The 21,409-nt window shown below is 23.6% G+C and carries 24 protein-coding genes and 4 pseudogenes; 15 read left to right on the top strand and 13 right to left on the bottom strand.

Features of this window, described 5'->3' with window-relative positions:
- The first annotated feature begins 211 nt into the window (after positions 1-211).
- Both AAHM78_RS06375 and AAHM78_RS06380 read left to right on the top strand, forming a co-directional pair.
- Positions 212-1,258: an energy-coupled thiamine transporter ThiT gene (locus AAHM78_RS06375; protein ID WP_342254732.1), complete on the top strand. Its 1,047-nt coding sequence runs from the start codon at positions 212-214 to the stop codon at positions 1,256-1,258.
- Between the two features lie 71 nt (positions 1,259-1,329).
- Entirely contained in the window at positions 1,330-1,578 is a 249-nt protein-coding gene (locus AAHM78_RS06380; RefSeq protein WP_342254733.1) for a hypothetical protein, read from the top strand.
- 25 nt (positions 1,579-1,603) lie between these two features.
- Here the strand turns inward: AAHM78_RS06380 and AAHM78_RS06385 are convergent, their stop codons facing one another.
- Positions 1,604-2,911 (bottom strand): APC family permease, encoded by a 1,308-nt coding sequence (locus tag AAHM78_RS06385; protein ID WP_342254734.1) that lies wholly within the window; start codon positions 2,909-2,911, stop codon positions 1,604-1,606.
- A gap of 491 nt (positions 2,912-3,402) precedes the next feature.
- Between AAHM78_RS06385 and leuS the strand changes: the two genes are divergently transcribed.
- Complete coding sequence (gene leuS / locus AAHM78_RS06390) at positions 3,403-5,841, top strand: leucine--tRNA ligase (protein WP_342254735.1); 2,439 nt, start codon at positions 3,403-3,405, stop codon at positions 5,839-5,841.
- Between the two features lie 10 nt (positions 5,842-5,851).
- Entirely contained in the window at positions 5,852-6,565 is a 714-nt protein-coding gene (locus AAHM78_RS06395) for a sugar phosphate nucleotidyltransferase (RefSeq protein WP_342254736.1), read from the top strand.
- A gap of 1 nt (position 6,566) precedes the next feature.
- Here the strand turns inward: AAHM78_RS06395 and AAHM78_RS06400 are convergent, their stop codons facing one another.
- The gene (locus tag AAHM78_RS06400) at positions 6,567-7,055 is read right to left on the bottom strand and encodes a hypothetical protein (protein WP_342254737.1); all 489 of its coding nucleotides are present in this window, start codon (positions 7,053-7,055) and stop codon (positions 6,567-6,569) included.
- Between the two features lie 218 nt (positions 7,056-7,273).
- Positions 7,274-8,218 carry an IS30 family transposase gene (locus tag AAHM78_RS06405; protein WP_342254738.1) on the bottom strand — a complete coding sequence of 315 codons (945 nt, stop codon included), beginning with the start codon at positions 8,216-8,218 and terminating at the stop codon, positions 7,274-7,276.
- Between the two features lie 87 nt (positions 8,219-8,305).
- On the opposite strand from AAHM78_RS06405, the pseudogene AAHM78_RS16840 reads away from it, so the two are divergent.
- Positions 8,306-8,656: pseudogene (locus AAHM78_RS16840) on the top strand (IS30 family transposase); the annotation flags it as partial.
- A 473-nt stretch (positions 8,657-9,129) separates the two neighbouring features.
- Here AAHM78_RS16840 and AAHM78_RS06410 read toward each other — a convergent pair.
- Both AAHM78_RS06410 and AAHM78_RS06415 read right to left on the bottom strand, forming a co-directional pair.
- A complete protein-coding gene (locus AAHM78_RS06410) occupies positions 9,130-9,504 on the bottom strand; it encodes a transposase family protein (protein WP_342254611.1) in 375 nt (124 codons plus the stop codon).
- A 150-nt stretch (positions 9,505-9,654) separates the two neighbouring features.
- Positions 9,655-9,891 (bottom strand): transposase, encoded by a 237-nt coding sequence (locus AAHM78_RS06415; protein WP_342254739.1) that lies wholly within the window; start codon positions 9,889-9,891, stop codon positions 9,655-9,657.
- A 67-nt stretch (positions 9,892-9,958) separates the two neighbouring features.
- On the opposite strand from AAHM78_RS06415, the gene AAHM78_RS06420 reads away from it, so the two are divergent.
- On the top strand, positions 9,959-10,918 hold the full coding sequence (locus AAHM78_RS06420; RefSeq protein ID WP_342254432.1) for an IS1595 family transposase: 960 nt from the start codon (positions 9,959-9,961) through the stop codon (positions 10,916-10,918).
- Positions 10,919-11,153: 235 nt separating this feature from the next.
- Positions 11,154-11,939, top strand: a complete 786-nt coding sequence (locus tag AAHM78_RS06425) for an IS1/IS1595 family N-terminal zinc-binding domain-containing protein (RefSeq protein WP_342254740.1) — start codon at positions 11,154-11,156, stop codon at positions 11,937-11,939.
- A gap of 13 nt (positions 11,940-11,952) precedes the next feature.
- On the opposite strand, the gene AAHM78_RS06430 is transcribed toward AAHM78_RS06425, so the two are convergent.
- Genes AAHM78_RS06430 through AAHM78_RS06440 form a run of 3 tightly spaced genes read right to left on the bottom strand, consistent with a single transcriptional unit; the run spans position 11,953 to position 12,769 of the window.
- The gene (locus tag AAHM78_RS06430; RefSeq protein ID WP_342255070.1) at positions 11,953-12,327 is read right to left on the bottom strand and encodes a transposase family protein; all 375 of its coding nucleotides are present in this window, start codon (positions 12,325-12,327) and stop codon (positions 11,953-11,955) included.
- A gap of 50 nt (positions 12,328-12,377) precedes the next feature.
- Positions 12,378-12,611 (bottom strand): transposase family protein, encoded by a 234-nt coding sequence (locus AAHM78_RS06435; RefSeq protein WP_342253991.1) that lies wholly within the window; start codon positions 12,609-12,611, stop codon positions 12,378-12,380.
- A 17-nt stretch (positions 12,612-12,628) separates the two neighbouring features.
- Positions 12,629-12,769 carry a hypothetical protein gene (locus AAHM78_RS06440; protein WP_342252928.1) on the bottom strand — a complete coding sequence of 47 codons (141 nt, stop codon included), beginning with the start codon at positions 12,767-12,769 and terminating at the stop codon, positions 12,629-12,631.
- Between the two features lie 75 nt (positions 12,770-12,844).
- Between AAHM78_RS06440 and AAHM78_RS06445 the strand changes: the two are divergent.
- Positions 12,845-12,994: pseudogene (locus AAHM78_RS06445) on the top strand (transposase); the annotation flags it as partial.
- Positions 12,995-12,996: 2 nt separating this feature from the next.
- Positions 12,997-13,188 (top strand): hypothetical protein, encoded by a 192-nt coding sequence (locus AAHM78_RS06450; RefSeq protein WP_342253137.1) that lies wholly within the window; start codon positions 12,997-12,999, stop codon positions 13,186-13,188.
- An 18-nt stretch (positions 13,189-13,206) separates the two neighbouring features.
- On the opposite strand, the gene AAHM78_RS06455 is transcribed toward AAHM78_RS06450, so the two are convergent.
- Complete coding sequence (locus AAHM78_RS06455) at positions 13,207-13,680, bottom strand: hypothetical protein (protein ID WP_342254741.1); 474 nt, start codon at positions 13,678-13,680, stop codon at positions 13,207-13,209.
- Between the two features lie 118 nt (positions 13,681-13,798).
- The gene (locus tag AAHM78_RS06460) at positions 13,799-14,209 is read right to left on the bottom strand and encodes a transposase family protein (protein WP_342253030.1); all 411 of its coding nucleotides are present in this window, start codon (positions 14,207-14,209) and stop codon (positions 13,799-13,801) included.
- Positions 14,210-14,582: 373 nt separating this feature from the next.
- Between AAHM78_RS06460 and AAHM78_RS06465 the strand changes: the two genes are divergently transcribed.
- Both AAHM78_RS06465 and AAHM78_RS06470 read left to right on the top strand, forming a co-directional pair.
- The gene (locus AAHM78_RS06465; protein ID WP_342254742.1) at positions 14,583-15,851 is read left to right on the top strand and encodes a DUF1360 domain-containing protein; all 1,269 of its coding nucleotides are present in this window, start codon (positions 14,583-14,585) and stop codon (positions 15,849-15,851) included.
- Positions 15,852-15,871: 20 nt separating this feature from the next.
- Positions 15,872-16,057 carry a hypothetical protein gene (locus AAHM78_RS06470; protein WP_342254743.1) on the top strand — a complete coding sequence of 62 codons (186 nt, stop codon included), beginning with the start codon at positions 15,872-15,874 and terminating at the stop codon, positions 16,055-16,057.
- 222 nt (positions 16,058-16,279) lie between these two features.
- Here AAHM78_RS06470 and AAHM78_RS06475 read toward each other — a convergent pair whose 3' ends face one another.
- Together AAHM78_RS06475 and AAHM78_RS06480 are read right to left on the bottom strand one after the other, a co-directional pair.
- The gene (locus tag AAHM78_RS06475) at positions 16,280-17,239 is read right to left on the bottom strand and encodes an IS1595 family transposase (protein WP_342252992.1); all 960 of its coding nucleotides are present in this window, start codon (positions 17,237-17,239) and stop codon (positions 16,280-16,282) included.
- A 291-nt stretch (positions 17,240-17,530) separates the two neighbouring features.
- A complete protein-coding gene (locus AAHM78_RS06480; protein ID WP_342254744.1) occupies positions 17,531-18,490 on the bottom strand; it encodes an IS1/IS1595 family N-terminal zinc-binding domain-containing protein in 960 nt (319 codons plus the stop codon).
- Positions 18,491-18,564: 74 nt separating this feature from the next.
- Between AAHM78_RS06480 and AAHM78_RS06485 the strand changes: the two are divergent.
- The 3 genes and pseudogenes from AAHM78_RS06485 to AAHM78_RS06495 form a co-directional block, all read left to right on the top strand.
- A pseudogene (locus AAHM78_RS06485) lies at positions 18,565-19,302 on the top strand (IS256 family transposase); the annotation flags it as partial.
- A 69-nt stretch (positions 19,303-19,371) separates the two neighbouring features.
- Entirely contained in the window at positions 19,372-19,764 is a 393-nt protein-coding gene (locus tag AAHM78_RS06490; RefSeq protein WP_342252835.1) for a transposase family protein, read from the top strand.
- Between the two features lie 59 nt (positions 19,765-19,823).
- The gene (locus AAHM78_RS06495) at positions 19,824-19,976 is read left to right on the top strand and encodes a hypothetical protein (RefSeq protein WP_342255071.1); all 153 of its coding nucleotides are present in this window, start codon (positions 19,824-19,826) and stop codon (positions 19,974-19,976) included.
- A 19-nt stretch (positions 19,977-19,995) separates the two neighbouring features.
- On the opposite strand, the pseudogene AAHM78_RS06500 reads toward AAHM78_RS06495, so the two are convergent.
- Positions 19,996-20,895: pseudogene (locus AAHM78_RS06500) on the bottom strand (IS30 family transposase); the annotation flags it as partial.
- A 71-nt stretch (positions 20,896-20,966) separates the two neighbouring features.
- Between AAHM78_RS06500 and AAHM78_RS06505 the strand changes: the two are divergent.
- A complete protein-coding gene (locus AAHM78_RS06505; RefSeq protein ID WP_342252820.1) occupies positions 20,967-21,359 on the top strand; it encodes a transposase family protein in 393 nt (130 codons plus the stop codon).
- The last annotated feature ends 50 nt before the right edge of the window (positions 21,360-21,409 follow it).

Consider the following 21,409-nt stretch of genomic DNA (forward strand, 5'->3'; position numbering starts at 1 on the left):
TTATATTTAAAAAAATATTTTGAATGTTATAATAGTAGTAAATATGGATTAATTTGCATATATTATATAAAGCAGGGGTGGCATTCCCCGAGAAATACCCTATAACCTGATCTAGTTAGTAATAGCGGAGGGAGACTTTATTTTTTATATTTTAAAAAATGATAACTCCTTTTTGTTATGTAAGATCAATTAAAGGAGTTATCATTTTATTATGTTTAAAGAACAACTATTAACAACTATCAATTATAATAAAATTAAAAGCAAACTGGGGGTAGGAATGTTAATTAAAGCATCAGCCATTTTTAGTTTAATTACTCTTTTAACATTAACAGTTATTATTAGTATTTTACCTGCTAGTAGTATTAATCACTTTTTTAAAGTTACTACTATTATTGGTTGACAATTTTATAGCAGTAAAATTTATTTAATATTAATTATTTGTTTATTATTAATTTCATCGATTTTATTATCTGTTATTACATGAACAGTTAAAATAGAAGATATGCATAAAAATATTGTTATTGTTACATTACTATCAATTTTTAGTATCAATCCCATTGCATTAATTTTTAATTTAATTAAACATTATCAATGACAAAAAGAAGAAACTTTTGCCATTTTAAAAACAAGATGATGAACTAATTTTAAATTTGCATTTGGTATTAAACGATGATTAGTTATTGATTATACAATTATTGGTTTATTTACTGGTGTAACTATTGCTTGTGCTTTTATTGAAAAAAATTTATTACCAAAAATGCCATACGGCGGCGGTATTGCTATTAAATATATACCTTTAATGGTTATTAGTTATATTATTGGCTTTGCAGGTGGATGATTAACGGGTATGATTAGTGCTTTAATGTCATTATTATTTATTGGTGGTGGTTATGTTATTAATGCTTGAAGTTATTTATTAGATTATTTTTTGCCAATGACAACGCCCGCTGTTATTTCATTATTACGTTTTAATTTAAAAGCTGATAAATCAATTTTTACTTATATTAATTATTTTTTACATTGTTTTTTAGTTTGTTTAATTATTTATTTTTGACAAACAATAGCAGGATATTTTATTTGATCACAAATTACTAATGCTGACGGAAGTAAAAATATTTGATCGGGATTTAATCCTCTTTTTTACTCATTAGTTTACAATTTTATTCATATTTTTTTGTTTACTTATCCAATTATGCAATTAACAATACCTTTTATTTATCGTGGTTTAGTTAGTCACTATGTAGAAAGATATCGTTAGAATAGTAATTGTAATTACTATTTCTTTTTTAAATAGCGTTATAATATTAATTGATAGAAAGGGTGATTATAATGAAAAATGATGAAATAATCAAAGAAGATATTATTATTGTGGATGGTGATATTAAATTAATGAATAAAGCATTAAATGAGAAAAAGGTTGTATTAGCAGCAATTGAATTAGGAAAACATGCTCAACATACAATTGATATTGGTTGATCTGAACATTTTCAAGCATATGCTAAATTAAAAAGTACAACTACTACTGGTACTTGTTTTTGTAAAAAACCAGCAACTCATTTAGTTTGTTTTTGACGATAATAAGATAATATAATTTTTAAATAATTTAATTAACTACTAGATGAGAATTAAAAATAAATTCTTTATCTAATTGATTTTGATATTCTGGATTTGTTATTAATCTTTGTTTTAGTTTTGGTTTATAATAAGTAAAATAAATAATAGTAGCAATTATAATAAATACTCAAAACATTAAAAACTTAATTGTAATTGCAATTAATATGATTCCTCTGTTGCTTACTAAATCATGAATCATATTATAATTAAAAATAATGAATTGACTAATTAAAAATAATAAACAGATAATAAACATAATTCATTCGATAACTTTTATTTTTATTTTTTTATAATAACCCATAACACAAGTTGCTGTTATAACAAAAAGATAAACAAAGATTGTTATATTAGTTGTAAATCCCAACATTTGGTTGTAATTAAAACTAATTCCAATTAAATCCGGAATTATTAGCATAATAATACAAACTATAATTGTAATTATAAAATTAATAGTATTACCATACATTGCAATATTTTCTTTATTTAATTTGGCTATTTTTTCACTAATGTATCCTTCTTTCGCTAATGGTTGTAGCATAGCTCCAGAATATAGCGCTACTTGTATTACACCATTCAATTTAATTGATAAAGTACAAATAACTAGTAAAATGATACCTGTTGTACCAGCAATCCCAACAATAACATTATTTGGATTATAATTATTATCACCATTTGCTCATCCGTTATTACCATTAGGTCCCTGCGAACCGATGGCACCAATAATTAAAATTGTAATCATTAAATAAAAAATAGTTGTCAAAAATAAGACAATAATTGTTCCCCTACCTAAATTTTTATTAGGATTTTTAACATTTTTTCCAATAACAGTAAAGGTCTCAAAACCAAGGAAAAAGTAGAAAAAATTACTAAAAGCATTATTAAAAATATTAATTGTAAAATGAAGATGTTTAGTACCAACAAATGCTTGTTGATAAACTATAGTGCCGTTTTTGATTACCAGAATAATGGCACAAATAATCAAAAAACAAGTTGACAGTCATTTAATGATTCCTGAAATATTAACAAATCAACGAAAACCTCTTAATCCAAAATAGATACAACTTGTAACCAAACAATAAACTATAATTCCTAAACTATCAATAAATAAATTAGATCATCTATCAGGTAATCAAGAAAAAAATGATAATTGGTTTAAGTTAATTCTAAACATTGAAATAATACCACCAATAACAGTAGATGGTAAAATGATATATTGCATAAAGCCGATTATTCATCCTCAAAAACGACCAAAAGTTGCCCTAACATAAATATATGCTCCAACCATTATTACCGGCATAAACTTTACTACATTTTAAAAAAGCACATGCACTAATACTAGCCATTATAGCGCCTAAAATCATAATTCAGATTAGATGTAATCCAACTCCGTCATTATTTCAATAATATATTCCTATAAAAGACATAGGAAAAGCTATTGTGCAAGTATAATTAAATCCAAAGTCACACCAGTTCTACTAAGCCTATTTTTTGCTGCTTTGTTTTTGGTTTTAAAGACTTATTTAAAAATTTTTTTGTGTTCATAGAATCCTCCTTTGAATTTATTTAATATTAACGATAATTATATAGTATATTTTATTTGAAATACAATAAAAACTATTTCATTTTTGTAGAAAATAAATATTAGTAAATAGTTTAATAACATGGATTGATAATTAACAAAATATTTAAAATATAATTTAATCAATAAGTAAACATTGCAACTTGTTAAATGATTATGATATTATGGTTTTATGATTACTTTACCTGAACATATTAAAGGAGAAAAACATGAGTTATAATCACCAACAAATAGAAAAAAAATGACAGCAGTATTGATTAAAAAATGAAACTTTTAAAACAAATATTGATGATAATAAAAAACCACAATCATATATTCTTGATATGTTCCCTTATCCTTCAGGATCGGGTTTACATGTTGGCCATCCTAAAGGTTATTGTGCTACTGATGTTATTTCACGAGTTAAAATAATGAATGGTTTTAATGTTTTGCATCCAATTGGTTGAGATGCTTTTGGTTTACCAGCCGAGCAATATGCCTTAAATACAGGTAATAATCCAGAGACATTTACTAAACAAAACATTAATAATTTTCGTAAACAATTACAAAGTATTGGTCTAAGTTTTGATTATAATAAAGAAGTTAATACTACAGATCCTCAATATTATAAGTGAACACAATGAATTTTCATTAAACTTTATGAACAAGGGTTAGCTGAAATTAAAGATGTTGAAGTTAATTTTTGTGAACAGTTAGGAACTGTTTTAGCTAATGAAGAAATAATTAACATTAATGGTCATATGGTTTCTGAACGTGGTAATTTCCCAGTTATTAAAAAACCAATGCGTCAGTGGGTTTTAAAAATTACTAAGTATGCTGAAAAATTATTAAAAGGATTAGATGATTTAGACTGACCAAATAGTGTTAAGGAATTACAACGTAATTGAATTGGTAAAAGTGTTGGAACGCTAGTTGATTTTATAGTTGAAAATAATAAATGTAAGGTTTCTATTTTTACTTCAAGGGTTGATACTATTTTTGGTGTTTCATTTTTAGTACTTGCTCCTGAACATCCATTAATTCATGATTTAACAACTAGTGAATATTCGCAAGCAGTTACTGAATACTGTTTAGATGCTAAAACTAAAACAGATTTAATGCGTCAAGGAGATGATACTTTAAAATCTGGTGTTTTTACTGGAAGTTATGCTATTCATCCTTTTACTAAAAGTAAATTACCAATTTGAGTTGGTGATTATGTTTTAAATCATTATGGGACAGGGGCCATTATGGGTGTTCCTGCACATGATAGTCGTGATTTTATTTTTGCTAAAAATAAAAAGTTACCAATCAATTTTATTATGAAAACTAATAATAAAAATGAACCATTTTTGGGTACTAGTGAATATATTAACTCTGATTTTATTAATGGTAAGGATTTAGAAACAGCTACTAATTTAATTGTTAAAAAATTACTAACTTTAAAACAAGGAAAAGTACATACTGCATATAAGTTACGAGATTGACTTTTTTCTCGTCAACGTTATTGAGGTGAACCTTTTCCGATAATTTATTGAGAAGATGGTACAATCTCAACAGTAGATGAACAACAATTACCAGTATTATTACCAAAAATGACTAATATTAAGCCATCTAATTCGGGGAATGCACCTTTAACTAATGCACCAAATTCATGATTACATGTAACTAGAAAAGATGGTGTAAAAGGAAAAAGAGAAATTAATACAATGCCACAATGAGCAGGTAGTTGTTGATATTATTTAGCATATATTTTAAAAAATGATGATGGTACTTATTGTGATTTTAATAGTGCTATTGCGCAAAAACGTTTTAACTATTGATTACCGGTTGATTTATATATTGGTGGTCAAGAACATGCTGTTTTACATTTATTGTATGCTCGTTTCTGACATTTAGTGCTATATGATTTAAAGTTAGTTAATGTTAAAGAGCCATTTTTAAAATTGGTAAATCAGGGTATGATTCTTGGTGAAAATAATGAAAAAATGTCTAAATCACGCGGTAATGTTGTTAATCCAGATGATATTATTAATGAATATGGTGCTGATACTTTGCGAATATATGAAATGTTTATGGGGCCATTAACAGCATCTTTACCGTGATTAAATAGTGGTTTGGTTGGTTGTTATAATTTTTTAATGCGTATTTATCGTCTTGTTAATAAAGATGAGTATAAAATAAAAATTACTACTAATAATGATAAATCATTAGATACAATTTATCATCAAACTGTAAAAAAAGTAACTAATGATATTCATGATTTAAATTTTAATACTGCTATTGCACAACTTATGATTTTTATCAATGCTTGTTATAAAGCACCAACTATTTATCAACAATATTTAGTTAATTTTTTAAAATTATTAAATCCATTTGCTCCACATATTGCTGAAGAATTATGATTTCAATTTGGTAATAAAGAAAGTATTAATAAAAGTCAGTTTCCAAGTTATGATGAAAAATTTTTGATTACTAGTGAAGTTACTATTGCTATTCAGATTAATGGTAAAACGAAAATAACTTTAGTAGTAAAAGAAAATTTAAATAATCAAGAACTTTTAAAAGTAGTTAATAATGAAGAAAAAGTAAAACATTGATTGCAAGATAAAACAATTATTAAGACAATTTGTATACCAAATAAGATTGTTAATTTTGTTGTTAAGTAAAGGAGGAATAATGAAAGTTGCTATTATTTTTGCAGCAGGAATTGGCAGTAGATTACAACCTATCTCAAATAATGTTCATAAATCGTTAATTAAATTTAAAGGTTTAACTTTAATTGAACATATAATTAATCATTTAATTGAAATACATGATTTAAAAAAAATTATTGTCATTACTGGTCATTTAAAAGATGAATTTAATTTTCTTACTCATAAATATTCAAAATTAATCTTAATAAATAATCGACATTTCCTTGATTATAATAGTGGTTATGCTTTGACATTAGTATCATCATATTTTAATGGTCAAGATGATATTTTTATTATTTCTGGTGATATGATTAGTACAAAAAATATTTTTTTAAATAATTTTTCAACTAATATGATGGCCGCTATTAAGCGTGATCATGATAATATCAAAGAAGATTGAAGTTATAAATTAAACAAGAATGGTAATATTGTTGATATTATTAAAAGTAAAAAAAAGGATAGTTTCTTGGCGGGAGAATGAAGTTATATTACTAAAAAATGAGCAAAAGTTCTTGGTGAAGATTTAATAAATCCACAACAAGAACTTGTATTGCAAACAACAATGGTTGGTAAATATTTAATTAGTAATAGTATTAAACATAATTTTGAATTAAAACCTTATGTTTTATCATTTGATTGTCATTGGGATGTTGATAATATTATTGATTTAGAACGAACTAATAAATATTTTAAATAATTTAAGTAGTTAATTTTTTTCCAGAATTTGTTGTTGAAACTACTGGAATTTCTTCACGATTACAACTATGTGCAACATTTTGGAATGGATTAGTAGTATTACCATTTAATTTTAGTGCTTCTGCTGTTGTTTCTGCTACTGATTCATTTTCTGGATCTAGTGCATCTACTTCTTTAAAACTAACTTGTCCATTACTATTTGTAGAAACATTATTTTTTTGATTAACATTATCTTTATTTTTAATAATATTAACTGATTGATTTAGTTTAGGCTTTTTAGTTCGATTATTAAATAGTGAAACTAAAAGTTTTTTTAATCATATGTATGGAAAAAAAGAAATATAAGCGACATCTTTTGCAAATTTTACAATTCAATTTCTACTACCACCACCAGAAGAAGTTGCTTTTTCTTTTTTATTTTTTTCACCTTGTAATTTATCAAAAATTTCTTTACTTGGTTGTTGCTGTTGTTGCTGTTGTTGTGCTGACATAATTTTCACATCCTTTTTTATTTAAAAATAATTAGGTTCCACTTATCTAATAAAAAAGAATAAGTCGAACCTAATGGTCTTTAATAATTTAGTTTATTATGATGTTAGTATAACATATTTTCAATTTTTAAGCACAATAATTAAAAAAATAACATCCTTACTTTTGAGTTAATAAATCATAATTTTACCTGAGTTGTAAATATAAATGGGACAGTTTTTTAAAATAATTGTATTAAATCTATTGGTCTTTTATAAGAGAGCGATTTTCTGGGTGTAGAATTAATTTGAAATGCTATAAAATTTAAATCTTTTTGTTTATATGAAGATAGATCTGTAGATTTTGGTAAATATCTTCTTAAAATACCATTATTATTTTCATTTAAACCCCTTTGGCAAGGTTTACCAGGATCTGCAAAATAAATTTTGACATTACAAATTTTTTCGATTAATCTTCATTTACTAAATTCTTTACCACGATCAAAAGTAATGGTTTTAACTGTTCCTTTTTGTAACTTTGAAATAAATTTTATTATACTTTTCGTAATATTTTCTGATTTATGATTTTTAGTTACTAAAGGAATTGTGGTTTTTGATCGTATATCAGCCAAAGTAATAATAGAACTTTTATGATCTTTGCCAATGATAGTATCACCTTCTAAATGACCAAATTCTTGTATATTTTTAATATTAGGAATGATTAAATTTCTTTCATGAATAGACTTACAATTATTAATTTTGCCCCTAGTTTCTTTTTGTTTGTGAGATTTATTTTTGCCTTTTCTCAATAAGTTATTTTCATCAAAACCCATTCGATTTGTTTTAAACATGTTATATAAAGTTTTTGTTGAAATACTTTTTATTTTATTTTCCTTTAAAAAGTTAGCAATTATATCAAGAGCATACTTTTTAGTAATTAACAAATGATTAATACTATTAATTTCTGTTAAAGTTAAAATTATTAATTTTCTGCCTGCATTTTGTTTATTTTTTTGAAATTGATTCAATATTTCTAATGGCAATAAGTTTTTATTTAATAATCTACAAACTCTATGTACAGTTGATTTACTATAATCAACAATTTTTGCTATTTTAAGAATCGAAAATCCATAATTTTTATATTCTTTTATTGCTATTATTGATTCAATACTCAGATACTTATACATTGCGCTAATTCCTTTCTTTTCTTAATTATAGAACTAACACAATTTAATTTTTATATAAGTGTCCTTTTTAATTTTACAATTAAAGTAACTAAAAATCATAAATCAGAAAATATTACAAAAAGTATAATAAAATTTATTTCAAAGTTACAAAAAGGAACAGTTAAAACCATTACTTTTGATCGTGGTAAAGAATTTAGTAAATGAAGATTAATCGAAAAAATTTGTAATGTCAAAATTTATTTTGCAGATCCTGGTAAACCTTGCCAAAGGGGTTTAAATGAAAATAATAATGGTATTTTAAGAAGATATTTACCAAAATCTACAGATCTATCTTCATATAAACAAAAAGATTTAAATTTTATAGCATTTCAAATTAATTCTACACCCAGAAAATCGCTATCTTATAAAAGACCAATAGATTTAATACAATTATTTTAAAAAACTGTCCCATTTATATTTACAACTCAGGTAATTTATCAAAATATTTGGGTGCTTATTATGTATTGGATAAATATCATGTTTTTTATTATTTATGAACAGCATATAAACCTGATAAAAGAAAAAATAAAGTTAATCCAGAAAATTTAAAAAAAATTTTTAAAGTCTTGAAAATATTTTTGTAATGGTCAATATGATGAATTAATAGCATTTTTAATTGAAACTAAAGTAAATAAAGAAACTTTAATAATTTTTGAAAATAATAAAGAAGGTGTTATTAATCAACCTGCTGATTGAAATATAGGTTGTAGTGCTGAAATTGATATTCAACATTTAGTTAAATCTCAAACTAAAGGTGCAAAAATATATGCTTATCAAACGTTAATTAATATATTAATGGCTAGAGCCAATTATTTAAATAGTAGAAATTATATTAATAGTGCTTAAAATAATACAATAGACTTGGTGCAAAACTAAGGTAATTCAAAATTATATATTCCTGCTATTAAATTAAATCTTAATGCAAATCTTCGTATTTTATTGCGATATTTTAAACTTAAAATTTTAAAACGTTTTAGTTTAGCAAATACGTGTTCAATTTTAATTCTAATTTTACTTAAAGTTTTATTGTATTCTTTTTGAATTGGTGTTAATTGATTGTATTTACTTTTTTTAAATGGCAAAAATGTATTTTTATGAATATTTTGTATACCTTGATAACCTGAATCAACAAAAACTTGTTTTTCTGGATGAATAAAAGTTTTAGATTTTAGAAGCAATTTAAAATCATGAATGCTTCCAAAACAAAAAGCAGTTGAAATAATTTTTCCATTGGAAATATCAATAATTATTTGGGATTTGAGAGAATGATGTTTCTTTTTACCTGAAAAAAGTAATTTTAGTTTTTTTTAAGGCTTTTATCCCTTTATGTACTATTTTTAAATTTTATCACATAAATGGAGATAAAAGCCTACCTAGGAAATTATCCCCGCATGTATTTAAATCAAACACAAAATTACAGTTTCAAAACTAGGTATGTTATTGAATTTATATGTTGATTCTTTTGCATATAAATGAATATTGTGCTTTGAAACTCTTATGTGTGTTCGGAAAGTTCGTCGGATGTGCTTTCATGCTGATTCAATCTGGTTTGTGTTTACACCTGTTGGTGACACATACCCAACTTCATGATTTACGATTTCATGTTTGGGATAGAAGTTTTTTTTAATTTTCACAAAAAATCTTGATATTACTTTTAATTTAAAATTAAAAGTAATATTTTTATATCAGGGGTGATTTTTTGTGACTAATAATGAATTAATTGATGTTTTAAAAAACAAAAAAGATGAAGAATTTATAAAAATTATTAGACATTTTAAAAATAGAATTAAACAAATTGAGAAAAAAGAAAAATTAGATGCAATTGATAAAAAATTTAAAGAAAAAGGAATTCAATGTCCAAATTGTAAATCTTATTGATGTGTAAAAAATGGTTTTAAGAATAATAAGCAAAAATATTTATGCAAAGATTGTAAAAGTAGCTTTGATGCTTTAAGAAATCATTTTTTACATTGAAGTCATTTATCTCATGAACAATGAGATTGAATAATTTGATTGTCATTGTTAGGTCAATCTGCTTATACTATTTCTCAATTTGCTAAAATTTCAAAAACATCAGCATGATTTAATCGTCAAAAATTTATGAAATCATCACAATTAGCAAAAACACAAAAACCATTCACAAAATTAAAAGGTAGAATTGAAATTGATGAAACTTTTATCAAAGAAATTCATAAAGGAAATTTCAAAAATCCAGATGATCCAAGAAAAAAATGAATTGAAGAAAATGCTAAAGATTTAAACTGTTGTATTGAAATGGCAATTGATGAAAATAAAAATATTTATGCTCAAACAACAAATACTAAAAGATTAACAAAAAAATGAGTACAAGAAAATTTAACATCTAAGCTTATCGAAGAAAAATCAATTATAGTTTGTGATATGCAAATACTATATGATACAGTAGCTAAACAAACAAAATGTACTCTCAAGAAATTTAAATCAAAAGAAAATAAAGAATTAAATTATAAAAATTTAAGTAATATCAGTAAAATACAATCAAGTTTAAAAGAATTTATTACTCATTATCATGGCATTGGATTTACCAATATTCAAAATTACCTCAATTTATGAAAATTTAAATACAAACATTATAAAATATCACCTTATGCAAAATCTGAAGCATTATATTTCAGTTTGTAAAAAAAATAAATCCCAAAATTAAATAAAATCAAATTTTAGGCCAGGATGATGATTTTTTTTATTTCATCAAGAGTTTTTTTGAAAATTAAAAGAAGTTTTTGAAACTTACATATCCCTTCCAAGAATCCGTAAATAGACAGCACTCAGTAAAAATGTTTTAATTTTCACAAAAAATCTTGATATTACTTTTAATTTAAAATTAAAAGTAATATTTTTATATCAGGGGTGATTTTTTGTGACTAATAATGAATTAATTGATGTTTTAAAAAACAAAAAAGATGAAGAATTTATAAAAATTATTAGACATTTTAAAAATAGAATTAAACAAATTGAGAAAAAAGAAAAATTAGATGCAATTGATAAAAAATTTAAAGAAAAAGGAATTCAATGTCCAAATTGTAAATCTTATTGATGTGTAAAAAATGGTTTTAAGAATAATAAGCAAAAATATTTATGCAAAGATTGTAAAAGTAGCTTTGATGCTTTAAGAAATCATTTTTTACATCGAAGTCATTTATCTCATGAACAATGAGATTGAATAATTTGATTGTCATTGTTAGGTCAATCTGCTTATACTATTTCTCAATTTGCTAAAATTTCAAAAACATCAGCATGATTTAATCGTCAAAAATTTATGAAATCATCACAATTAGCAAAAAAACAAAAACCATTCACAAAATTAAAAGGTAGAATTGAAATTGATGAAACTTTTATCAAAGAAATTCATAAAGGAAATTTCAAAAATACAGATGATCCAAGAAAAAAATGAATTGAAGAAAATGCTAAAGATTTAAACTGTTGTATTGAAATGGCAATTGATGAAAATAAAAATATTTATGCTCAAACAACAAATACTAAAAGATTAACAAAAAAATGAGTACAAGAAAATTTAACATCTAAGCTTATCGAAGAAAAATCAATTATAGTTTGTGATATGCAAATACTATATGATACAGTAGCTAAACAAACAAAATGTACTCTCAAGAAATTTAAATCAAAAGAAAATAAAGAATTAAATTAGACTTGGTGCAAAACTAAGGTAATTCAAAATTATATATTCCTGCTATTAAATTAAATCTTAATGCAAATCTTCGTATTTTATTGCGATATTTTAAACTTAAAATTTTAAAACGTTTTAGTTTAGCAAATACGTGTTCAATTTTAATTCTAATTTTACTTAAAGTTTTATTGTATTCTTTTTGAATTGGTGTTAATTGATTGTATTTACTTTTTTTAAATGGCAAACATGTATTTTTGTGAATATTTTGTATACCTTGATAACCTGAATCAACAAAAACTTGTTTTTCTGGATGAATAAAATTTTTAGATTTTAGAAGCAATTTAAAATCATTAATGCTTCCAAAACAAAAAGCAGTTGAAATAATTTTTCCATTGGAAATATCAATAATTATTTGGGATTTGAGAGAATGATGTTTCTTTTTACCTGAAAAAAGTAATTTTAGTTTTTTTTAATTCTTTCAATTGGAGTTTCAGTAGCATCAATAGCTAACAAATTATTATTAGTACCTTTATTTTTTGTTAAATCTTTTTTTCCAGGTAAATTAAAAATTCCGCTTTTTATTAAAATATTTTCAATTCAAAAAATATTACGAATGCAACTAGTATGACTAATATTATATCTTTTTGCAATAACTCTATAACCACTATAGTCTTTTCAATATTCTAAAGTCATTAATAAACGCTCTTCAATTACAATTTTATTTTTTCTACCACCATAATATTTTGTTTAGACTCAGCAATTTTTAAAATTTCAAGCATTTTATAAAATGTTTGTGTCTTTATGCCGACTAAACTATAAAATTCTTGATCATCTTTATATTTTTTCAACATAATAACTATCACCTTTAATATTAATAATAATCGTTAAATTGTTAAAATTAAAGGTTTTGCACCAAGTCTAATAAAACTTTAAGTAAAATTAGAATTAAAATTGAACACGTATTTGCTAAACTAAAACGTTTTAAAATTTTAAGTTTAAAATATCGCAATAAAATACGAAGATTTGCATTAAGATTTAATTTAATAGCAGGAATATATAATTTTGAATTACCTTAGTTTTGCACCAAGTCTATTATAAAAATTTAAGTAATATCAGTAAAATACAATCAAGTTTAAAAGAATTTATTACTCATTATCATGGCATTGGATTTACCAATATTCAAAATTACCTCAATTTATGAAAATTTAAATACCAACATTATAAAATATCACCTTATGCAAAATCTGAAGCATTATATTTCAGTTTGTAAAAAAAATAAATCCCAAAATTAAATAAAATCAAATTTTAGGCCAGGTTGATGATTTTTTTTATTTCATCAAGAGTTTTTTTGAAAATTAAAATAAAAATGTGTTTCAATGCAAATCTTAAAAGGTTTTTTTTCATCTGCATTTTTCAGCACCTTCACAATATTCAACAAGGATCTTCCTTGTTTTTTAAAACCTAAATGTGAAAGATACATTTCATCCATCTGTGCTGTGCCATCAACAATGAAACCTGCATCTTGATTTCCAATTCTAGTCCTGATTTCATGACACATTCTTCAAGCTGTTTTATAGGTCACACCCAATTCCCTTGCAACATCGGTTGCTGGTATGCCATGCTTTGTGTTTATTCATCTAAAGATGAGATAAAACCAAGATGTCATTTGGGTCTGTGACTTATAAAAAATGGTTCCATAAAGAATACTAAATGTTTGGTTACAGTTCAAACATCGTATTCTTCTCAAATCAGAAGTATTCAAACTAGAAGAAGCACACCTGATGCATTTCATTATTTTCAACTTCGCTATATATTTCAAACAATCGTTTTCAGTTTGAAATATGCTATTGAATTCATTTCAATTCATTTTTTCCTCCACACTAGTACATGTGGGGATAATTTCCTTTTTTAATTCTTTCAATTGGAGTTTCAGTAGCATCAATAGCTAACAAATTATTATTAGTACCTTTATTTTTTGTTAAATCTTTTTTTCCAGGTAAATTAAAAATTCCGCTTTTTATTAAAATATTTTCAATTCAAAAAATATTACGAATGCAACTAGTATGACTAATATTATATCTTTTTGCAATAACTCTATAACTACTATAGTCTTTTCAATATTCTAAAGTCATTAATAAACGCTCTTCAATTACAATTTTATTTTTTCTACCACCATAATATTTTTGTTTAGACTCAGCAATTTTTAAAATTTCAAGCATTTTATAAAATGTTTGTGGCTTTATGCCGACTAAACTATAAAATTCTTGATCATCTTTATATTTTTTCAACATAATAACTATCACCTTTAATATTAATAATAATCGTTAAATTGTTAAAATTAAAGGTTTTGCACCAAGTCTAATTTAATATTTTAAAAAACTAATTTTAAGATTAGTATTTTTGTGTTATTTAAATGTAATTTTATAATTATATTTTTTAACATTTTTAAAATTTATGGTATAATTTAATTAATAAATATTTAGATTTGCTATTTTTATTGTTTGAAGTTAGAAAATCTATCCGTTATATTAATTCGTCCTAATTTAAATAAAATATTGTAAATTATATAATATTTGATAAAATGTAAATATTAAACATATAAGTTTTTTACCTATTGCTTTATTTTAAAGTAAATGGGTTTTTTAATTAAAAGGAGATATCAAAATGGCTTTACCAATAAAAACAATTCTCGCAGAACAATTCAAAACTGCAGAAAGTGAGTTCACTAATAAATTCAAGAAAAATAATGAAAATTGACATAATGGTGAAACGTTTATGTTTGAAAATCAATCAGGTGAAGATAATGAACTAAAATATCTTCAATTTGAAACTTCTATAGTAGAGGGAGGTAAAGAGTATTTTGTTTATGATGAAATAATAGAAATTAATAATAAACCAGTTTTATTATTAGAAATTCATGATGATGAAAAAAAAGAAATTTGACAACAACTAATTTATCTTGAAGCAGATCAAGTAATTAAACAAATTAGACATTTAAGTTATGAACAATTTTCTAATGAAGTAAAAAATGATGAAAGTTTTATTAAATTAGAAGAAAATAAGGATACAACTATTATTAGAATACCATTTTTTGATTTCATTAATAACCTTAATGAGAAACAAAAAGAAGAACAAGTAGATATAAAAAATAAAAAAGTAAGAAAAGTTTTATGAAAAGTATTAAAAGGGATAATATTTGTAGTTGCTTGGGCTGGTATTGGTATTTTAAGTAGTTTAGTGGTTACTCCATTAGTAGCTCCTGTTGTAGCAACTTTTTATGCACCGTCAATATGTGCTTTAATTTCTGGAGTTATTGTTGGTGGAGTTGTTACAGGATGAGAAAAGTATAAAGAAAAAATAAAAAAATTCTTTTTGCCTAATTGAAAATCAAAAAATGAAATAAATCTAGAAAATAAACTACAAGAACAAAGATTATTATTAAAAAGAGAACAACAAGAAGAATTATTTTTAAGCTTACCTCCAGAAGCAAAACAACAAAGAATTTTGAATAGTTTTCAACAAATTTGAAATAATAATAAAAATAAAAATTTTATGGATATGCAAAATGAATTAAGTCAAAGATTTGAAGAAAATAAAAGAGAATTAAAACAGCAAAATTTGGAAAATATTTATAAAAGAAAAGATGAATTACAAGAACAAGTAGAAGCAGCAAAAAAAGATTTAAGTGCAGAGCAAAATGGAGCAATACAAAATAAATTAGAAATGATTACTTTTGTGGCAAGTGAAATTAATAAAGAAAATCAAAAACCTCAACCTGATGAACACGATTTAAGAATTTTTGAGAAAGAAGTTGTTGCTTTTACCAATGAAATAGAAGAAATTTTGAAAAATAATAAAAAAAGTGATAATCTTGTGAGAGAAGATGTTAGAGAAAAGTCACCAAGTAGAAAGATGAGACAAATATCTTTATAATCTAAAAAGGAGATAAAGTTATGAATAAAGAAGAAAAAGAAAAAGTAGAAAAAGAACTTAATAAATCAGCTAAACGAAGAGTTGCAAATATGGAAAAAAGATTAACACGCGAAGATATAGAAAAAGCTAATAAAGAAAAAGTAGAAAAAGAAAAATCTGAAAAACAAAATAAGACTTCAAAAAGTCGTAGTTTATTTTCAAAATAAATAGTTTTTTTAAAAGTCTACTGATAAATACAAAAAAGTTAGGTAATACTTATTTTAAAAATATTACCTAACTTTTTGGTAATGTTTAGTAATCTGTGTAACTTACAAAAATAACTATGTTTAATTAATTCTTTTAATTTTCAAAAAAACTCTTGATGAAATAAAAAAAATCATCAACCTGGCCTAAAATTTGATTTTATTTAATTTTGGGATTTATTTTTTTTACAAACTGAAATATAATGCTTCAGATTTTGCATAAGGTGATATTTTATAATGTTGGTATTTAAATTTTCATAAATTGAGGTAATTTTGAATATTGGTAAATCCAATGCCATGATAATGAGTAATAAATTCTTTTAAACTTGATTGTATTTTACTGATATTACTTAAATTTTTATAATTTAATTCTTTATTTTCTTTTGATTTAAATTTCTTGAGAGTACATTTTGTTTGTTTAGCTACTGTATCATATAGTATTTGCATATCACAAACTATAATTGATTTTTCTTCGATAAGATTAGATGTTAAATTTTCTTGTACTCATTTTTTTGTTAATCTTTTAGTATTTGTTGTTTGAGCATAAATATTTTTATTTTCATCAATTGCCATTTCAATACAACAGTTTAAATCTTTAGCATTTTCTTCAATTCATTTTTTTCTTGGATCATCTGGATTTTTGAAATTTCCTTTATGAATTTCTTTGATAAAAGTTTCATCAATTTCAATTCTACCTTTTAATTTTGTGAATGGTTTTTGTGTTTTTGCTAATTGTGATGATTTCATAAATTTTTGACGATTAAATCATGCTGATGTTTTTGAAATTTTAGCAAATTGAGAAATAGTATAAGCAGATTGACCTAACAATGACAATCAAATTATTCAATCTCATTGTTCATGAGATAAATGACTTCAATGTAAAAAATGATTTCTTAAAGCATCAAAGCTACTTTTACAATCTTTGCATAAATATTTTTGCTTATTATTCTTAAAACCATTTTTTACACATCAATAAGATTTACAATTTGGACATTGAATTCCTTTTTCTTTAAATTTTTTATCAATTGCATCTAATTTTTCTTTTTTCTCAATTTGTTTAATTCTATTTTTAAAATGTCTAATAATTTTTATAAATTCTTCATCTTTTTTGTTTTTTAAAACATCAATTAATTCATTATTAGTCACAAAAAATCACCCCTGATATAAAAATATTACTTTTAATTTAAAATTAAAAGTAATATCAAGATTTTTTGTGAAAATTAAAAATTAATTCTAGTAAATATAATTAAATGACTAGAAAGAGTGAGTTACAAATGGTTAAAAAACAAAACATTAATAATAATGATCCAATATCACAAGCAGTAGATTTATTACTAGAAAATACTTTTAATTTTCAAAAAAACTCTTGATGAAATAAAAAAAAATCATCAACCTGGCCTAAAATTTGATTTTATTTAATTTTGGGATTTATTTTTTTTACAAACTGAAATATAATGCTTCAGATTTTGCATAAGGTGATATTTTATAATGTTGGTATTTAAATTTTCATAAATTGAGGTAATTTTGAATATTGGTAAATCCAATGCCATGATAATGAGTAATAAATTCTTTTAAACTTGATTGTATTTTACTGATATTACTTAAATTTTTATAATTTAATTCTTTATTTTCTTTTGATTTAAATTTCTTGAGAGTACATTTTGTTTGTTTAGCTACTGTATCATATAGTATTTGCATATCACAAACTATAATTGATTTTTCTTCGATAAGCTTAGATGTTAAATTTTCTTGTACTCATTTTTTTGTTAATCTTTTAGTATTTGTTGTTTGAGCATAAATATTTTTATTTTCATCAATTGCCATTTCAATACAACAGTTTAAATCTTTAGCATTTTCTTCAATTCATTTTTTTCTTGGATCATCTGGATTTTTGAAATTTCATTTATGAATTTCTTTGATAAAAGTTTCATCAATTTCAATTCTACCTTTTAATTTTGTGAATGGTTTTTGTGTTTTTGCTAATTGTGATGATTTCATAAATTTTTGACGATTAAATCATGCTGATGTTTTTGAAATTTTAGCAAATTGAGAAATAGTATAAGCAGATTGACCTAACAATGACAATCAAATTATTCAATCTCATTGTTCATGAGATAAATGACTTCAATGTAAAAAATGATTTCTTAAAGCATCAAAGCTACTTTTACAATCTTTGCATAAATATTTTTGCTTATTATTCTTAAAACCATTTTTTACACATCAATAAGATTTACAATTTGGACATTGAATTCCTTTTTCTTTAAATTTTTTATCAATTGCATCTAATTTTTCTTTTTTCTCAATTTGTTTAATTCTATTTTTAAAATGTCTAATAATTTTTATAAATTCTTCATCTTTTTTGTTTTTTAAAACATCAATTAATTCATTATTAGTCACAAAAAATCACCCCTGATATAAAAATATTACTTTTAATTTAAAATTAAAAGTAATATCAAGATTTTTTGTGAAAATTAAAAGAAAATACTGAAGATTTAACAACAGTTTTTAAAGAAGGAGGTTTATATAAAGAATTAACAAAAAGATTAGTGGAAAAAATGTTGAATTCTGAAATGCAAAATTATTTAGGATATGAAAAAAATCAACATAGTAATAGTGAAAATGCTCGTAATGGCATAACTTCAAAAAAATTAATAACTCAAGAAGGTAAAATTGAAATTGATGTACCACGAGATCGCAATAGTAATTTTAATCCTGTAATAGTGCCAAAAAGACAAAGAAGATTTGATGGTTTTGATCAACAAGTTCTTTCACTATATGCAAAAGGTATAACAGTATCTGACATTAGAATGCAGTTGCAAGAGTTATATCATGGTGCAGATATTAGTGAAAGTGTTATTAGTCAAATTACTGATGATGTTATTGATGATGTCAAAGCATGGCAAAATCGGCCATTAGAAAGTATTTATCCGATTGTTTATTTTGATTGTATAGTAGTTAAAGTACGACAAGATAAACGGATTATTAACAAATCAGTTTATATAGCACTAGGAGTTGATTTAGAAGGTAAAAAAGATGTTTTAGGTTTATGAATTAGTTAAAATGAAGGTTCTAAATTTTGATTATCTAATTTTACAGAAATGAAAAATCGAGGCTTAAATGATATTCTTAGTGCTTGTAGTGATAATTTAACAGGCATGTCAGAAGCAATACAATCAGTTTATCCTAAAACCGAACATCAATTATGCATAAGACTTGGTGCAAAACCTTTAATTTTAACAATTTAACGATTATTATTAATATTAAAGGTGATAGTTATTATGTTGAAAAAATATAAAGATGATCAAGAATTTTATAGTTTAGTCGGCATAAAGCCACAAACATTTTATAAAATGCTTGAAATTTTAAAAATTGCTGAGTCTAAACAAAAATATTATGGTGGTAGAAAAAATAAAATTGTAATTGAAGAGCGTTTATTAATGACTTTAGAATATTGAAAAGACTATAGTAGTTATAGAGTTATTGCAAAAAGATATAATATTAGTCATACTAGTTGCATTCGTAATATTTTTTGAATTGAAAATATTTTAATAAAAAGCGGAATTTTTAATTTACCTGGAAAAAAAGATTTAACAAAAAATAAAGGTACTAATAATAATTTGTTAGCTATTGATGCTACTGAAACTCCAATTGAAAGAATTAAAAAAAACTAAAATTAATTTTTTCAGGTAAAAAGAAACATCATTCTCTCAAATCCCAAATAATTATTGATATTTCCAATGGAAAAATTATTTCAACTGCTTTTTGTTTTGGAAGCATTCATGATTTTAAATTGCTTCTAAAATCTAAAACTTTTATTCATCCAGAAAAACAAGTTTTTGTTGATTCAGGTTATCAAGGTATACAAAATATTCCTGAGTTGTAAATATAAATGGGACAGTTTTTTAAAATAATTGTATTAAATCTATTGGTCTTTTATAAGAGAGCGATTTTCTGGGTGTAGAATTAATTTGAAATGCTATAAAATTTAAATCTTTTTGTTTATATGAAGATAGATCTGTAGATTTTGGTAAATATCTTCTTAAAATACCATTATTATTTTCATTTAAACCCCTTTGGCAAGGTTTACCAGGATCTGCAAAATAAATTTTGACATTACAAATTTTTTCGATTAATCTTCATTTACTAAATTCTTTACCACGATCAAAAGTAATGGTTTTAACTGTTCCTTTTTGTAACTTTGAAATAAATTTTATTATACTTTTCGTAATATTTTCTGATTTATGATTTTTAGTTACTAAAGGAATTGTGGTTTTTGATCATATATCAGCCAAAGTAATAATAGAACTTTTATGATCTTTGCCAATGATAGTATCACCTTCTAAATGACCAAATTCTTGTATATTTTTAATATTAGGAATGATTAAATTTCTTTCATGAATAGACTTACAATTATTAATTTTGCCCCTAGTTTCTTTTTGTTTGTGAGATTTATTTTTGCCTTTTCTCAATAAGTTATTTTCATCAAAACCCATTCGATTTGTTTTAAACATGTTATATAAAGTTTTTGTCGAAATACTTTTTATTTTATTTTCCTTTAAAAAGTTAGCAATTATATCAAGAGCATACTTTTTAGTAATTAACAAATGATTAATACTATTAATTTCTGTTAAGGTTAAAATTATTAATTTTCTGCCTGCATTTTGTTTATTTTTTTGAAATTGATTCAATATTTCTAATGGCAATAAGTTTTTATTTAATAATCTACAAACTCTATGTACAGTTGATTTACTATAATCAACAATTTTTGCTATTTTACGAATCGAAAATCCATAATTTTTATATTAGACTTGGTGAAAAACCTTTAATTTTAACAATTTAACGATTATTATTAATATTAAAGGTGATAGTTATTATGTTGAAAAAATATAAAGATGATCAAGAATTTTATAGTTTAGTCGGCATAAAGCCACAAACATTTTATAAAATGCTTGAAATTTTAAAAATTGCTGAGTCTAAACAAAAATATTATGGTGGTAGAAAAAATAAAATTGTAATTGAAGAGCGTTTATTAATGACTTTAGAATATTGAAAAGACTATAGTAGTTATAGAGTTATTGCAAAAAGATATAATATCAGTCATACTAGTTGCATTCGTAATATTTTTTTAATTGAAAATATTTTAACAAAAAGCGGAATTTTTAATTTACCTGGAAAAAAAGATTTAACAAAAAATAAAGGTACTAATAATAATTTGTTAGCTATTGATGCTACTGAAACTCCAATTGAAAGAATTAAAAAAAACTAAAATTACTTTTTTCAGGTAAAAAGAAACATCATTCTCTCAAATCCCAAATA

This window comes from Spiroplasma endosymbiont of Zeiraphera isertana, from assembly GCF_964030805.1.
Taxonomy (GTDB): domain Bacteria; phylum Bacillota_I; class Bacilli_A; order Mycoplasmatales; family VBWQ01; genus Spiroplasma_E.